Annotated in this window: 17 protein-coding genes; 8 read left to right on the plus strand and 9 right to left on the minus strand. The window is 69.8% G+C overall.

Annotation, left to right across the window (positions count from 1 at the left end; genetic code table 11):
- Window positions 1-21 precede the first annotated feature (21 nt).
- A complete protein-coding gene (locus OG520_RS17495) occupies window positions 22-645 on the minus strand; it encodes a helix-turn-helix domain-containing protein (protein ID WP_399331332.1) in 624 nt (207 codons plus the stop codon).
- 35 nt (window positions 646-680) lie between these two features.
- On the minus strand, window positions 681-1,271 hold the full coding sequence (locus OG520_RS17500; protein ID WP_399331402.1) for a TetR/AcrR family transcriptional regulator: 591 nt from the start codon (window positions 1,269-1,271) through the stop codon (window positions 681-683).
- 480 nt (window positions 1,272-1,751) lie between these two features.
- Between OG520_RS17500 and OG520_RS17505 the strand changes: the two genes are divergently transcribed.
- Window positions 1,752-2,501: a class I SAM-dependent methyltransferase gene (locus tag OG520_RS17505; protein ID WP_399331330.1), complete on the plus strand. Its 750-nt coding sequence runs from the start codon at window positions 1,752-1,754 to the stop codon at window positions 2,499-2,501.
- Between the two features lie 30 nt (window positions 2,502-2,531).
- Here OG520_RS17505 and OG520_RS17510 read toward each other — a convergent pair whose 3' ends face one another.
- Window positions 2,532-3,140, minus strand: a complete 609-nt coding sequence (locus OG520_RS17510) for a TetR family transcriptional regulator (protein ID WP_406016506.1) — start codon at window positions 3,138-3,140, stop codon at window positions 2,532-2,534.
- 105 nt (window positions 3,141-3,245) lie between these two features.
- Between OG520_RS17510 and OG520_RS17515 the strand changes: the two genes are divergently transcribed.
- Window positions 3,246-4,214, plus strand: a complete 969-nt coding sequence (locus tag OG520_RS17515) for an oxidoreductase (RefSeq protein ID WP_406013782.1) — start codon at window positions 3,246-3,248, stop codon at window positions 4,212-4,214.
- A 60-nt stretch (window positions 4,215-4,274) separates the two neighbouring features.
- Here the strand turns inward: OG520_RS17515 and OG520_RS17520 are convergent, their stop codons facing one another.
- Window positions 4,275-4,928 (minus strand): hypothetical protein, encoded by a 654-nt coding sequence (locus OG520_RS17520; RefSeq protein ID WP_399331328.1) that lies wholly within the window; start codon window positions 4,926-4,928, stop codon window positions 4,275-4,277.
- A 118-nt stretch (window positions 4,929-5,046) separates the two neighbouring features.
- Window positions 5,047-5,631 (minus strand): isochorismatase family protein, encoded by a 585-nt coding sequence (locus tag OG520_RS17525; RefSeq protein ID WP_406013783.1) that lies wholly within the window; start codon window positions 5,629-5,631, stop codon window positions 5,047-5,049.
- Between the two features lie 136 nt (window positions 5,632-5,767).
- On the opposite strand from OG520_RS17525, the gene OG520_RS17530 reads away from it, so the two are divergent.
- From OG520_RS17530 to OG520_RS17545, 4 genes are all read left to right on the plus strand, one after another.
- Window positions 5,768-6,100, plus strand: a complete 333-nt coding sequence (locus OG520_RS17530) for a hypothetical protein (protein ID WP_266415905.1) — start codon at window positions 5,768-5,770, stop codon at window positions 6,098-6,100.
- A 21-nt stretch (window positions 6,101-6,121) separates the two neighbouring features.
- Window positions 6,122-6,433, plus strand: a complete 312-nt coding sequence (locus tag OG520_RS17535) for a pore-forming ESAT-6 family protein (RefSeq protein WP_266415907.1) — start codon at window positions 6,122-6,124, stop codon at window positions 6,431-6,433.
- 105 nt (window positions 6,434-6,538) lie between these two features.
- Window positions 6,539-6,976 (plus strand): SUKH-3 domain-containing protein, encoded by a 438-nt coding sequence (locus tag OG520_RS17540; protein ID WP_406016507.1) that lies wholly within the window; start codon window positions 6,539-6,541, stop codon window positions 6,974-6,976.
- A 19-nt stretch (window positions 6,977-6,995) separates the two neighbouring features.
- Window positions 6,996-7,523 (plus strand): SUKH-3 domain-containing protein, encoded by a 528-nt coding sequence (locus OG520_RS17545; RefSeq protein ID WP_406013784.1) that lies wholly within the window; start codon window positions 6,996-6,998, stop codon window positions 7,521-7,523.
- 56 nt (window positions 7,524-7,579) lie between these two features.
- Here the strand turns inward: OG520_RS17545 and OG520_RS17550 are convergent, their stop codons facing one another.
- The 3 genes from OG520_RS17550 to OG520_RS17560 form a co-directional block, all read right to left on the minus strand.
- On the minus strand, window positions 7,580-8,197 hold the full coding sequence (locus tag OG520_RS17550; RefSeq protein ID WP_406013785.1) for a hypothetical protein: 618 nt from the start codon (window positions 8,195-8,197) through the stop codon (window positions 7,580-7,582).
- A gap of 128 nt (window positions 8,198-8,325) precedes the next feature.
- On the minus strand, window positions 8,326-10,365 hold the full coding sequence (locus tag OG520_RS17555; protein WP_406013786.1) for a serine/threonine-protein kinase: 2,040 nt from the start codon (window positions 10,363-10,365) through the stop codon (window positions 8,326-8,328).
- A gap of 123 nt (window positions 10,366-10,488) precedes the next feature.
- Window positions 10,489-10,983 (minus strand): hypothetical protein, encoded by a 495-nt coding sequence (locus OG520_RS17560; protein ID WP_406013787.1) that lies wholly within the window; start codon window positions 10,981-10,983, stop codon window positions 10,489-10,491.
- 79 nt (window positions 10,984-11,062) lie between these two features.
- Here OG520_RS17560 and OG520_RS17565 point away from each other — a divergent pair, with 79 nt between their 5' ends.
- Entirely contained in the window at window positions 11,063-12,058 is a 996-nt protein-coding gene (locus tag OG520_RS17565) for an aldo/keto reductase (RefSeq protein ID WP_406013788.1), read from the plus strand.
- Window positions 12,059-12,320: 262 nt separating this feature from the next.
- Here OG520_RS17565 and OG520_RS17570 read toward each other — a convergent pair whose 3' ends face one another.
- Window positions 12,321-12,848, minus strand: a complete 528-nt coding sequence (locus OG520_RS17570; protein WP_399331314.1) for a PadR family transcriptional regulator — start codon at window positions 12,846-12,848, stop codon at window positions 12,321-12,323.
- Window positions 12,849-12,927: 79 nt separating this feature from the next.
- On the opposite strand from OG520_RS17570, the gene OG520_RS17575 reads away from it, so the two are divergent.
- Complete coding sequence (locus OG520_RS17575; RefSeq protein WP_406016508.1) at window positions 12,928-13,704, plus strand: alpha/beta fold hydrolase; 777 nt, start codon at window positions 12,928-12,930, stop codon at window positions 13,702-13,704.
- Window positions 13,705-13,794: the final 90 nt, after the last annotated feature.

The raw sequence follows: 13,794 nt of genomic DNA on the forward strand, positions 1-13,794 counted from the left end.
CGAGCCCGGGGGCGGGGCGGCTCACCGCTCCGAGGAAGGCCGGGCCCTCACATGCATGCGCTCACCCTGCTGCCCGAACAGGCTGAGGAATTCGACCGGATCGGGCCCGGCGCTGGCCCAGGCGTGCGGCGTACGCGTGTCGAACTCGGCGACCTCGCCGGCCGTGAGCACCAGATCGTGCTCCCCCAGCAGCAGCCGCAACCGCCCCGCCAGCACGTACAGCCACTCGTATCCCTCGTGCACCCGCTGCTCCAGCGGCCCCGTGGACCCACGGCCGCCGGGCAGGATCTGCTTGTACGCGTGCAGTCCGCCGAGGTGCCGGGTGAGCGGTACGAACGTCATGCCGTCGCGGGTGAAGGGGCGGAAGTGGATGCGCGGGTCTCCGGTGGCCGGGGCGCCGACCAGTTCGTCCAGCTGCACCCCGTACGCCTTGGCCAGCGGCAGCAGCAGTTCGAGCGTGGGCTTGCGGCCGCCCGACTCCAGGCGCGAGAGGGTGCTGAGGGAGATCCCGGTCGTCTCGCCGAGCTGCGCCAGGGTCGTGCCGCGTTCCTGGCGCAGGGCCCGCAGGCGCGGGCCGACGCCTGTCAGGGCCGTCGTGATCTCGTCGTCGTCCGGTCGTTCCGCGTGCTCCGCGCCGTCTTCCATCTCCCCATTATTTGCCGTCCCCGCGACCGGACGCGTCAGGACGACAGGATCATGGCCAGCGAGAGCCGGGTCAGCTCGTCGGTCAGCCACTCGGCGTCGACCTGACGGGGCCTGCGGCCGTGGTGGGCCATGAGCTCGTCCACCGCGTGGTTCAGCACCGTGACGGTCACCGTGTGGTCGCTCGCCACCGCCTCGCCCCGGCGCACGGCGCGCTCGGCCTCGGACGTCAGGAACTCGATCCACATCGCCCGCCAGGTCGCCAGGTGCCGGTCCACCTCGCGGCTCACCCCGAGCACCTCGACGAAGGCCACCCGGGCCGCGCACCGGTCCTCGGTGACCGCCTTCACGTAGGCCTCGAAGAGCAGCCGGACCCGTTCCGACGTCGGGCAGTCCTCCATGCCCTCCGCCATCAGGGCGTTCTCGGCGGCGCGCAGCCCGTAGGTCGCCACCTCGTCGTACAGCGCCATCAGCAGCACCTCCCGGGAGAGGAACTCCTGCTGGAAAACGTGGACGGGCACCTTCGCCCGAGCGCACAGCTCCTCGACGCCCGTGCGCGCGAACCCGTACGCGCCGAACAACTCGCGCCCTGCCCGCAGGAGTCGGTCCCGTGCTCCCAGGAGCTCCATGGACTGCCCGGCCGCCCCGTTCCGCCGGCTCGCCACGACACCCTTCATCGGTCCTCCTTCGTCGTCCGTACCGCTGCCCCCCACTCTCCCCGCTCCGCCCGGTCGGTGGTGGGTCCGCCACGCACTCCGGCCCGCGCAGGGTGGTGCCCCGGCCAAGTCCGATTACCCATCGAACCGTTGCTGGTATGGGGGGCGTTCGCGGCTCTCCCGCTCCCTCGGCTCACCTCCCGGACTCCATCACCTCCGGGGCTCCCCCGCCCCCGGAACTCCCCAAGAAACCACCCTCGGGGGGCGCGAAACCTGCCTCTTCACGCCTCGGCGCGGGTGCCCCGGCGCCCGAAGCAGGCCCGCACGACAGGGGTTTCGACCCCGTCTCCTCCCGCCCGTCACGCTGCCGCCGACAGGTTTCGCCGGCACGTTCCCAACTGGGCCCCGGGGCCCCGCGGATCTACGATTTCCCCTGGTGGAAAGGGGGTCCACATGGACCGGAACATACGCACGACGGATGACGTACTGAGGCTCATGGACGGCCTGTTCGCACGGGATGCCGACCGGTGGACGGCCGACGCGAGCTCCTGGTGGGACGGCTTCTACGCGGACCGGGAGAAGCCCGTGCCGTTCTTCGTGGCGAAGCCGGACGAGAACCTCGCCTCGTACGCGGACCGCGGGCTGATCGCCCCGGGCCGTGCCCTGGAGCTCGGCTGCGGTCCGGGCCGCAACGCCGTCCATCTGGCGTCCCTGGGCTTCGAGGTCGACGCGGTGGACCTGTCCCCCTCGGCCCTCGCGTGGGCCGAGGACCGCGCCCGCGAGGCCGGGGCCGACGTCCGGTTCCACCACGGCGACGTCTTCGCCCTCACGTCGACGGAACTGACCGGCCCGTACGACCTCGTCTACGACTCCGGCTGCTTCCACCACCTGCCGCCGCACCGCCGCATCAGCTACCTCGCCCTTCTCGACAGCGTCCTCGCCCCCGGCGGCTGCTTCGCCCTCACCTGCTTCGCGTCCGGCGAGGGCGGCATGGGCTCCGAACTCCCCGACGAGGCCTTCTACGACCGGGGCGGGCTGCGGGGCGGCCTCGCCTACACGCCGGAGTCGTTGCGCCGGATCTTCTCGGACCTGACGGAGGTCGAGCTCCGCCGGATGCACGACGAACCGTCCGACTCCCCGCTCTTCGGCGAGCCCTTCCTCTGGACGGCCCTGTTCCGCCGGACCGCCGGGGAGGGCGTCTGACCGACGGGAGGCGGGCGGCGGAAACGGGAGTCAGGAGGCCGCGGTGCCGCCCCGGCCCGCGTCCAGCGCCGGAGCGATCACGTCGAAGGCCCGGTCCAGCAACGCGACGGGATCCTCGGCGCCGTCGCCGGCACTCCACCGCTCCAGCACCGCGTCGAAGGCGGTCAGCGCCATCCCGGCGGCCAGCCGCGGGTACAGATCGGCGTCGGACCCGAGCCCCGTCCGGTGCGCCAGCTCCGCCGTCAGCTCCTCGCGCCACTGCGCCTGACGCTCCATGAAGCGTGCCCGCAGGGCGGGCGTACGCAGGATCAGCTGGACCACGCGCAGCGCCCGCTCGGAGTGGTCGGGGTGGGCGCAGGCGGCGAGGGAGCCGGAGACGGCGCGCAGCAGCGCCACCGAGGGGCGCTCCCCGGCCGGGCGGGCCGCCAGCTCCTCGCGCATACCGGCGCCCATGTCGGCCAGGAACTGGACGACCACGTCCTCCTTGGACGCGAAGTACCGGAAGAACGTCCGCTTGGACACACCGGCGGCGGTCACGATCTCGTCGACGGTGACCGCGTCGAACCCTTTCGACGCGAGCAGTTGCAGCGCCGCTTCGGTCAGCTCGCCAGAGACGAGACGGCGTTTGCGCTGGGCCATGGTCACTTCGGGGCGGGAGCTCACCCACTCATGGTAACCCCATGCCTTTTGTGGCACCCGGGATACTTCTTGACACCGAGTGCCACTGAGGGCAACGTGTGTCACATGACACGGCAACAGCACTGGACCACCGAGCAGATCCCGGACCAGACCGGCCGGGTGTACGTCGTCACCGGAGCCAACAGCGGCCTGGGGCTGGCGACCACCCGGGCGCTCGCCCTCCGGGGCGGACACGTGATCCTCGCCGTACGCGACGAGGAGAAGGGCCGCCGGGCGGCCGCGGAGATCGCCGCCGCGCAGCCGGACGCCGATCTGGAGGTGCGCCGTCTCGATCTGGCGGACCTCGACTCGGTCCGGGCCTTCGCCGACCGGCTGCGCGCCGACCATCCACGACTGGACGTGCTCGTCAACAACGCCGGGGTGATGGCACCGCCCCGGTCGCTGAGCGCACAGGGCCATGAACTCCAGTTCGCCTGCAATCACTTGGGCCACTTCGCGCTCACCGGGCTGCTGCTCGACCTGCTGTCCGTCGGGCGCGATCCCCGTGTGGTCACGGTGAGTTCACCCAATCACCGGCAGGGGCGGCTCTTCTTCGACGACCTCTCCGGCGAGCGCTCGTACGCGCCGATGGGGTTCTACAACCAGTCGAAGTTCGCCAACGCCGTCTTCGGCCGGGAACTCCATCTGCGGCTGACCGCGGCCGGCAGCCCGGTGCTCAGCCTGCTCGCCCACCCCGGCTACACCTCCACCAACCTGCAGACGAGCGCGCCGGTCGGCCTGGTGAAGCTGCTGTACGGCCGCGTGCTCCGCCCGCTCGCCCAGACCCCGGCGCGCGGCGCACTGCCGCAGCTGTACGCGGCGACCCACCCGGGCGTGCGGGGCGGCGAGTTCATCGGGCCGGACGGCCCGGCCGAGCTGCGCGGCGGGCCGACCCGGGTGCGGCTGGCCCCGGCGGCAGCGGATGCCGGGACCGGACGCCGCCTGTGGGAGCTGTCGGAACGGCTGACCGACGTACGGTTCGCGTTCCCGGCCCCGGGGCCCGTCGATTCCTCCGGGACACCGCACGGCCGGTGAAGCGTGGGCTTCACCGGCCGCGGTGAGTTCATGGGCGTGGCGCCGGCCGGCGCCGGCCGGTCAGGCCTTGCCGGTGCAGATCGCGTCGTACGGCCGCCCCGGGCTCGGGAACAGCTCCAACGGCTTGCTTCCGACCGGGCACTGCTCGGCCGTCTTCGTCAGGTCGAGCACCTTGCTCACGCCGCTTCCCCCGCTGCCGCAGGCGACCTCCTTGGCCTGGTCGTCCACGCAGTCGCCCTTCACCAGCTGGCCGCCGCCCATACCGGCGTCACCGGGGTGGTCGCCGGTCAGGTTGCGGCCGCAGATGGTCTTGCTGGGGATACCGGACTTGGCGTCACCACCCGAACCGAAGGAGACCTTCACCGAGATGATCGCGTCCGTGCCGGCCGGGCACTGGATGGAATCGGAGAAGATGGCGCCGTCCTTGATCTCCAGGGCCTTGAGCGTCGCCTTGGAGTCGCCGCAGTCCAGGGGCTGGTAGGCGTCCTTCGCGCTGCTGTCGGGCCCGGCACAGTCGCCGACCTTCCAGTCCTTGGCCGCGTGGGTCCCGTCGCTCGACGACTTGTTGCAGGCGGTGGCCGCCCCCAGGACGAGCGCGACGGCCAGCACCGCCTTCGAGCCGTTCAGGAGAGCCGTACGGGAGCTGCGTCGCGAGGAGGAAACGGTGCTGCTCCGGCTGCCGCTGCGAGGTCGCGTGCTGCCGTTAACTCTCATGCTGCTCCTTTGAGTTGCGTGTATGGGGCGCGGCCCGCACGGCACTCGGCGCGGACCGCGCGTGGTGGCGCGCCTGATGACGACAGGACCGGGCGCCGCGGTTCCCGATCCGGCCGATTCAGCGGGCCCGCGCGGGAGGGGCGGCGAACGCCACGTCCGCGGCGCACGGCACGACCTCCAGCTCGCTGCCGAGGGCCCATTCCGCGACCCGTGAGACCGCGGCGGCCGGGATCCTGTCGCTGATTCCGGGCGCGGCCGGGATGTCGTGCGTCGCATGGGCGTCGTGCGGCATGACGACCCGGTACCCCAGCGCCAACGCCGTACGGGCCGTCGCCTGTACGCACATCTCGGACATCACGCCGCAGATGGCGAGCGCCCGTACCTCCGACCCGGTCAACAGGCCCTCCAGGGGCGTCCCGTGGAACCCGTCGTCCCTGGTCTTGCGGATCACGACCTCCGTGGGCGAGGCCTCGACGGCGTGGTGGAGCTCCCACCCGGGCGTGCCCGGCTCGTCCCCCGCTCCGGGCTGCCCGTCGTTCTGTACGTGGACGACGAGCGCCCCGCCCCTGCGTGCCCGAGCGATCAGATCCGTCGTCCGGTCCAGGAGCCGGGCCGCCTCGGGCACCGCCCGGTCACCGCCGACCGCGTCCGCCTGAACGTCCACAACGACCAGTGCCTGTACGGGAAGTACGCGATTGTTCATGGCGCCATCATGTCCGCCGTCGCCGGGCGCCTCCACATGTTTGAATCGGAGGGTGCTCCCACGCGCCACCGGCCCCATTGGTAGGGTCTTCAGCTCAATGTGATGTGAGCGCATGCATGGAACGGGGAAAACCGGCATGAAGTTCGACATGGGGGCGCAGGTTCTGACGAATCTGTCGTCGAAGTCGCGTGGGTCGAGTGATGACCTGGGTACGTTGATTCGTCAGCTGTTGCAGGCGGCGGCGCCGTTGGAGGGGAAGTTCAACGGTGCGGGCCGTGCGGCGTTCGATTCGTTCAAGGGTCGTTCGGACGAGATCACGGCGGCGTTGAACGGTTCGCTTTCGGCTCTTCTCGGTGGTCAGTCGGGGATGGAGCAGGCGTTCGGTTCGGGTGATCAGGAGCAGGGTGACAACGCGCGGCAGCAGATGTCGGCGGCAAACTTCGACGCGGCGCGCTTCGGCGGCCGGTGACAACGGGGAGTTGGGTTTCTGATGGCTGGTGACGGTGACCGTCGTTCGTACGACATCGGTGCGTCCGCGGACGCGCAGGGCAACATCCAGGTGGTGATCGGGCGTCTGGAGGAAGTGATCGCCGCGCGGGACGGCCAGGTGAAGGCGGCGATGGCGGACTTCGCGGCCGATGGTGTGGCGGACGAGTACCACGGCAAGGAACTGCGGTGGAACCGTTCCTCGCAGGAGGTCAAGAACATCATCCAGCTGCTGAAGACGACGCTGGAGAAGAACGACGGCACGGCGCAGCACACGATCACGCGCGCGAAGGCCGCGGTCGACAACATCGGCTGAGCTGTTCCTGATCGGCTGTCATCGATTGATTGGCTAAAGATCCACCCACAGAACAGGAAACGCACCATGCCTCCGACTCGACCAACCACAGAAGTACTCGATTGACTGACTCGACATGGCTGGTTTCCTGGGCGAGACATCGGCGATTCGGCACGAGATCTTATCCAGGTGAGACTTCAGGACGCAGAGGCGCAGGGGTTTCCGCTCAAAGCCGTGGATGCGGCCGTTAGTGTTATCCACACGTACGGGCTTCTGGATTTGACGCATCCAAGAGCATCGCATTCCTCATTCGAGATGGAGCCGACAGGCGGATATGACGGCGATGCTCGATTGATTGCAGAAATTGCGTCCGGCTTGGGTGTGCCACTCTTTCCAGTGGGGTTCGAGTCGTCAGAGTTCGGAATCATCCTGGTGGATGAAATCGGCCGGTGGTTTCTTCTTCACCACACAGGTGGATATTTCCTCGGCGAAGATGAGTACGATGCATTCTCTCGATTCATCACCAACGCTGACACTCCGGACGTGGAGGACTTCTTTGCCTGAGGAACGCACCGCCTCGGGGATGGCGGAGAAGTTGACCGCAGGCATCGAAGGGGCCGATTCCGAAATGAGTCACCCTCCGGCGCAACCAGCCCCAGAGGTGCTCGACTGGCTGACCCAAAACGGCTGGTTCCCAGGTCGCGACATCGGCGAGCAAGCCGATGAACTCATCCAGGTCCGGGTACAAGACGCCCAGCGACAAGGAATCACCATGTCGCCCGTACCGGCCGCAGTGCGCGTTATCCACACTTACGGCTCACTCCGCCTCAATCACCCAAGAACACACGACTTCTCCTGGATCATGAAGCCGACACTTGGATATGACGGCGACGCAAGACTTATTCAAGAATTAGCATTCAACCTGGGCACAGAGCTTTTCCCTATTGGCTACGAGTCTTCCGAGTATGGAATTCTCCTGGCCGACCGGAAAGGGCGCTTCTTCCATCTCCACCACACCGGAGGCTACTTTTTGGGAGAGGATGAAATGGATGCCTTCTCCCGGTTTCTCATGGGCATATCCGACCCCGACGCCGAGGATTTCTTTGTCTGAGCGGTGCTCATCGTCCGGGTCGGCGCAGCCGCCGTCCCTGCCCGATCGACCGCCCCCTACTCGCTCAGCCCCACGACACCCCAGCCCCGCCGGGCGGCCTCAGCGAGGATCCGTCCCCACTCCTCCAGCAGAGGGGCGAACGCGTCGAAGTCGCCGCCCCGGCCGTCGGGGACGGCGGAGTACACGGTGAAGGCCTCGCGCAAGCCTTCGAGCCGTGGCCGTATGCCCTCCCAGGTCGCGGCCAGCTCCCGGACACTGTCCGGTGACCGTGCCACCAGCAGGCCGTACGCGACTTCCGGGTCGTCGGAGAAGAAGTCCCTGTCCGTCTCCCCCGACTCGCCGTCCATGCCACCCCAGATCAGCCCGAGCAGGAAGGCGTCCAGCCCGGCCCGCAACACCGGATCGGCGTGGTCTCGGACGCGCTCCCAGTAGTGCGTGGCCCAGAAGTGCGGCTTGTACGAGCCGAGGGTGTGCAGGAACTCGTAGAGGGCGAAGAAGGCGCCGTTCGGCCCCTTCGGCCACTCCCAATCACCCTCGTTCGGCGGGGCATCGTGGTCCCACAGGCCCGTCTCGTCGGCGTACCAGGCATTCCTCAACCGCAACAGCCGCTCGCGCTCGGGCACTTCGCCCAGCCATGACCAGTCGGCGATCATCACCGTGATGTCGAGCCCCATGGCGTGAGGCTACCGGGCACGGTCAGGTCGCGGGTCCGTCCGCCTCCGCCGCGAGCGCTGCGACGCGTTCGCGCCACGGTGTGTGGGGCGGATCGTCCTCGTACGCGGCCGCCTGGGCGCGGTAGCCGTCAGGACGGGCATTCCTCCAGCTTCGGCTTGTTCGGCGGGTTCGACCTGTTCAGCAGCGGGGCGAGGTGGTCGGCGTACAGCTGCTCCCAGACCCCGTCGGTCATGATCTTCTTCAGCGACGAACACACCTCCCGCTTCAGTCCCTTCGCGTCCGGATTCATGGCGACGCCGTAGCCCTCCGCGCCCGGACCGCTGTCCAGCCGCTTCAGCTCGGAGGGGTTGTTCTTGACGAACCCGGCGAGGATGACGTCGTCCGTGCTCACCGCGTAGACCGACGACGTCGGGTCCAACAGGTCGCGCACGCACCTGTCGTAGCCGTTCGGCAGCGACCCCGTCATGTTGTAGCCCGCCTTGGGCAGCCATGTCTCGTACGTCGAACTCCTCGCGGTACACACTTCGAACTGCTTCTGCCGCAGCATCCTGGAGTCGTCGATCGACACCTTCTTCGCCTTCTTGCGGACCATGAAGCTCCGGCTGGCCACGTAGTACGGGCCGGCGAACGCGACGCTGTAGTCGGGCGGCTTCGCGTGCTTGCGCTCCGGCGTGATGCTGTAGGTGGCGATGACCAGATCCACATCGCCCTTCTCCAGTATCGTGCTCCGGTTCTCGCTGCTCACGGGCTCGAAGGCGACCCGGTCGCGGCTGTAGCCCATGTCGTGCGCGATGGCATAGGCCACGTCGATCTCGTACCCGCGGTACTTGCCGTCCTTGGTCTTCTCGCTCAGTCCGGGCTGATCGGCCTTGACGCCCACCTTCAGGATCGGGTGCGTCTTGATGTACGGCTCCGGTTCGGAACCCCGGCCGGGCCGGGCGCCCGCGTCCGCCTCGCCGTCCCCCCGCATCCGGTCCGCGGCGAACCATCCGAGACCGGCCAGCAGGGCCCCACACACCACGGCCGCCGAGACCTTCTGCCACCCCGGGACGCGCTTCTTCGGCACCTGGGGCGGTGGGGGCGGCGGAGGCGGTGCCTGAGGGCGTACGGGGGCGGGTGGCGGCACAGGCTCGGGTACGGGGTCCGGCTTCGCCGCCGAATCACGGAGGATCTTCCGCAGCATCTCCTCCGCGCTCTCGGCGCTCAGGCGCCGGCGCGGGTCCTTGTGCATCAGCCGGCCCACGACCTCGGCCAGGCCCCCGCCGTGTTCCATCGGAAGGGGGTCGGACTGGCAGGCGGCGACCAGGACCTCGTATTCGTTCGGCCGGTCGAAGGGGTGCCTGCCCTCGACCATCTCGTACAGCGTGACGCCCAGCGACCACAGGTCGGACGCGGGTGTCGCGGCGCTCTCCTGGGAGGTCTGGCCGAGCAGTTCGGGCGCCAGGTACTTGAAGGTGCCGATGAGTTCACCGGCCCTGGTGAGCGGGACGGCACCGTCGAAGGTCGCGATGCCGAAGTCCGCCAGGATCGCGAAGTCGTCCTTGGCGAAAAGGATGTTGGCGGGCTTCACGTCGCGGTGGACCACCCGCGCCTCGTGGACCGCCCGCAGCCCGCCCAGCACCTGGAGGCCGATCGCGGCCGTCCGCCGCAGCGGGAGCCGCCGCTCCTCGCGCATCAGGTCCGCCAGCGAACGCGCGTTGAGCAGGTCCATCACGATCCAGACCTGGTTGCCGGACTCGACCCGGTCGTGCACCGCCACCACGTTCGGGTGCCTGATCTTGGCGATGGCCGCGGCCTCCCGCCGGGCCCGCTGCATCATCTGCTCCTGCGTGGCCGCGCCGATGGCATCCCGGCCGAGCAGGCCCTTCACCGCGACATGACGGTCCAGACGGGTGTCCAGCGCCTCCCAGACCTCGCCCATGCCACCGCGTCCGAGGCTGTGCAGGAGCTCGTAACGGCCGTCGATCACGTGGTGCGGTGCGGGGGTCGCCGCCCGGTCCGGCGACGGTGAGGAATCCGGCGTCGGATGCGTGTCCGGCCACGCCTGCGCGTGCTCGGTCGAATCGCTCCGGGGGAAGCCGCCCGCCCGACCGCCGTCGGCCCTGCGGGGGGATCCGTCGCCTTGCCCGTGGTCCGAATCGCGACCGGCCGTACCCTCGCTGTGCATGCGACCCCCTGTGGACTACATGGAGCAACAGACTAGACGCTCGGTCATATTCTCAGCGGTCCACAGCACTTGGGATTCGGTCACCCCACGACCGCTCCCGGCCACCCTCGCGGCAGTCCGCTCTCACCCTTCGGCGAACCGCTCCCCGCACCGGCTGCAGAACACCGGCTCCGGGTCCTGCGAGAGCCGGCCGCACGCCGGGCAGACCCGGTCCAGCATGCAGGGGGCCTCGCCGCCCTCGTACGACAGGGCGGGGGCGGCCGAGGACTTGATGGTCAGGCCGGGGCGGCGGCGGTGGACCGTCAGGCAGGTGAGGCCGTCCGGGCCGGCGGCGAGGGAACGGCGGGAGGTCCGGGGCAGCCAGGCCACGGTGCTGGGCGCCAACTCCAGCGAGCCGCTCCCGGCGTCGATCCGGCCATGGCCCGCGACGACGACCAGGAGGACGTCCAGGACGTCCTCCTGGTGCGCACCGACCTCGCCGCCGGGCGGCAGGCGTACCAGGTTGGCATCCAACTCCCGGCCCTGCTCGGCCAGTTGCCACAGCGCGCCGCGATCGTCACGGCTCGCATCGCGGAGCAGATCGTCGAGTACGGCCAGAACGCGCGGTACGGAATTCACGGCAGCCAGGCTACGTCCCGACGGGGCGGCGCCGGTCGCCCTTGCTTCGAGCGGACTCGAAGGCGTTGGCTTGGTGTCCATGGAGTACACGCAGCTCGGACGCACCGGACTCAAGGTCAGCCGCCTCGTCCTCGGCACCATGAACTTCGGCCCGCACACCAATGAGGTGGACAGCCACGCCATCATGGACGCGGCGCTGGACACGGGTCTGAACTTCTTCGACACCGCGAATGTGTACGGCTGGGGCGAGAACAAGGGCCGCACCGAGGAGATCATCGGCACCTGGTTCGCCCAGGGCGGCGAACGCCGCGACAAGGTGGTCCTGGCCACCAAGATGTACGGGAACATGGGCGCCGACGGCGAGGCCTGGCCCAACCACGACAAGCTCTCCGCCGTGAACATCCGGCGCTCCGTCGATGCCTCGCTGAAGCGGCTCCAGACGGACTACATCGATCTCTACCAGTTCCACCACGTCGACCGGAACACCCCCTTCGAGGAGATCTGGCAGGCGATCGACGTCCTGGTGCAGCAGGGCAAGATCCTCTACGCCGGTTCGTCGAACTTCGCCGGTTACAAGATCGCCCAGGCCAATGAACTGGCCGCCCGGCGGGGCTCGTTGGGCCTCGTCAGCGAGCAGTGCATCTACAACCTGATGGAGCGCCGCGCCGAGATGGAGGTCATCCCGGCCGCGCAGGAGTACGGCCTCGGTGTCATCCCGTGGTCCCCGCTGCACGGCGGACTGCTGGGCGGCGTGCTGAAGAAGGAGCGCGAGGGCACGGCCGGACGCTCGGCCTCCGGCCGCAGCGCGGACGCGCTGAAGGACGCGGCGCTGCGCGGGAAGATCCAGGCGTACGAGGATCTGCTCGACAAGCACGGCCTGGAGCCGGGCGAGGCCGGTCTGGCCTGGCTGCTCACCTGTCCCGGGGTGACGGGGCCGATCGTCGGACCGCGCAACCGGGAGCAGCTGGACTCGGCGCTGCGGGCGCTGGAGCTCGATCTCTCCGCGGAGCTGCTGGCCTCGCTGGACGAGATCTTCCCGGGTCCGGGGCCTTCGCCGGAGGCGTTCGCCTGGTGAGGACCGTCCGACGGACCACCGGGCCGTCGCCGTCCCGTCCCCGCAGGGGGCGAGGACGGCGGCGGCCCGTTTCCGTGTGTCCGCGAAGGGCGCTCGGCTCAGAGCCTGTCGGGTGACCTCGGATCGGGTAGCGGACGCGGTCTGGTGCGTGCGATTCCAAGGCGGAGGAGGGAGTCGACGCGGAGCGTTGGCGACCGACGACAACGCGGGAAGCGTGCGTGCCGGGGCGTGGCCGCCCGGTCGGAGGTCACCCGACAGGCTCTCAGGGCGCGTCCAGCTCCTTCAGCGTCTCCCCGAGCCAGCTCAGCTCCGCCTCGCTGGTCGCGCGGGCGATCCTCAGCAGCCCCCGCCGGAACGGGTCGTCGAACGACTCGGCGCCGAGCGGCCGCTCGCCCTCGTAGAAGAAGCTGCTCGGCTCCTCCAGGAACGCGAGCCGGCGCCGCAGCACGTCCGCCTGCTCGGCCGGGGACGGCAGATGACGCAGGAAGGCGAGGACCGTGAACCAGCGGTTCTCGTCGCTGATGTCCACCTCGTCGGCCTCCCGCAGGCGTCGCCGCAGCTCCTCGCGCCCCGGGCCGGTCAGGGTGAGGGTGTGGCGGGGAGCGGCCCTGGTGCCGGGTTCGGTGCGGCGCTCCAGCCATCCGGCGCGCTCCAGGCGCTTGATCGCCGGGTACAGCGTGCCGTCCGCGATGGGGCGGACGTGCCCGGTGAGGTGGGCGACCCGGCGCTTCAGCTCGTAGCCGTGCAGCGGTTGCTCGTACAGAAATCCAAGGATGGCCAGTTCCAGCATGTGCGTATCCTCTCCGACGATTGTTATACATCGATGCCGATGTATAGTCGTCCCGATGGTTGGCGACGAGGAGGAAGACATGCACAACGCCCAGGTGACGGCCGACGGCGCGCGCATCAGGTGGGTGGAGCTGCCCGGCCTGCCCGGCAGTACCCGTACCCGGGTCTGCCTGCACGGGCTCGGGGCCTCGTCCGGCCCGTACTTCACCGCGAGCGCCACCCATCCCCTGCTGGCCGGCGGCCGGACGCTGCTCATGGACCTGCTGGGCTTCGGGATCAGCGACCGCCCCACGGATTTCGGCTACACGCTGGAGGAGCACGCCGACGCGGTGGCGGCGGCGCTGGAGGCGGCCGGCGCGTACGACACGGACGTGATCGCGCACAGCATGGGCGGCGCGGTGGCCATCGTGCTCGCGGCGCGCCATCCGCGCCTGGTGGCCCGGCTGGTCCTGGTCGACGCCAATCTGGACCCGGTCGCCCCCGGGCCCGCGCGGCCGGGCAGCAGCGGCATCGCGGCGTACTCGGAGGAGGAGTTCCTGGCGCACGGCTGGGCCGAGGTACGTGACCGGGTGGGGCCGCACTGGTGGGCGACCATACGCCTGGCGGGCCGCGAGGCGCTGCACCGCAGCGCGGTGCAGCTCGCCCGCGGGACGACGCCGACGATGCGTGAACTGCTGCTCGACCTGAAGATTCCGCGCACCTTCCTGCGGCCGCAGAACGACGGGCCGCTGCCCGGCGAGGAGGCGCTCGTCGAGCAGGGGGTACGGGTGGTGGCGGTCCCGGAGTGCGGGCACAACATCATGCTGGACAACCCGGAGGCGTTCGCCGAGGAGACCGCGCGGGCCCTCGCTGCCTGAGGAGGGATGCGCGGCCGGATGCGACGGGCCCTGCGGGGCCTTCGCCGCCGGGTCCGCCGGCTGCGGCACGGTCACTGAGGGGCGGCCCGG

The organism is Streptomyces sp. NBC_00984, from assembly GCF_045162475.1.
In the GTDB taxonomy this organism is placed as follows: Bacteria; Actinomycetota; Actinomycetes; order Streptomycetales; family Streptomycetaceae; genus Streptomyces.

Excerpts from the sequence above, each read along its gene's own strand:
- OG520_RS17495 (WP_399331332.1), bottom strand. The coding sequence starts at position 645 with ATGGAAGACGGCGCGGAGCACGCGGAACGACCGGACGACGACGAGATC.
- OG520_RS17500 (WP_399331402.1), bottom strand. The coding sequence starts at position 1,271 with ATGGAGCTCCTGGGAGCACGGGACCGACTCCTGCGGGCAGGGCGCGAG.
- OG520_RS17505 (WP_399331330.1), top strand. The coding sequence starts at position 1,752 with ATGGACCGGAACATACGCACGACGGATGACGTACTGAGGCTCATGGAC.
- OG520_RS17510 (WP_406016506.1), bottom strand. The coding sequence starts at position 3,140 with ATGGCCCAGCGCAAACGCCGTCTCGTCTCTGGCGAGCTGACCGAAGCG.
- OG520_RS17515 (WP_406013782.1), top strand. The coding sequence starts at position 3,246 with ATGACACGGCAACAGCACTGGACCACCGAGCAGATCCCGGACCAGACC.
- OG520_RS17520 (WP_399331328.1), bottom strand. The coding sequence starts at position 4,928 with ATGAGAGTTAACGGCAGCACGCGACCTCGCAGCGGCAGCCGGAGCAGC.
- OG520_RS17525 (WP_406013783.1), bottom strand. The coding sequence starts at position 5,631 with ATGAACAATCGCGTACTTCCCGTACAGGCACTGGTCGTTGTGGACGTT.
- OG520_RS17530 (WP_266415905.1), top strand. The coding sequence starts at position 5,768 with ATGAAGTTCGACATGGGGGCGCAGGTTCTGACGAATCTGTCGTCGAAG.
- OG520_RS17535 (WP_266415907.1), top strand. The coding sequence starts at position 6,122 with ATGGCTGGTGACGGTGACCGTCGTTCGTACGACATCGGTGCGTCCGCG.
- OG520_RS17545 (WP_406013784.1), top strand. The coding sequence starts at position 6,996 with ATGGCGGAGAAGTTGACCGCAGGCATCGAAGGGGCCGATTCCGAAATG.
- OG520_RS17550 (WP_406013785.1), bottom strand. The coding sequence starts at position 8,197 with ATGGGGCTCGACATCACGGTGATGATCGCCGACTGGTCATGGCTGGGC.
- OG520_RS17555 (WP_406013786.1), bottom strand. The coding sequence starts at position 10,365 with ATGCACAGCGAGGGTACGGCCGGTCGCGATTCGGACCACGGGCAAGGC.
- OG520_RS17565 (WP_406013788.1), top strand. The coding sequence starts at position 11,063 with ATGGAGTACACGCAGCTCGGACGCACCGGACTCAAGGTCAGCCGCCTC.
- OG520_RS17570 (WP_399331314.1), bottom strand. The coding sequence starts at position 12,848 with ATGCTGGAACTGGCCATCCTTGGATTTCTGTACGAGCAACCGCTGCAC.
- OG520_RS17575 (WP_406016508.1), top strand. The coding sequence starts at position 12,928 with ATGCACAACGCCCAGGTGACGGCCGACGGCGCGCGCATCAGGTGGGTG.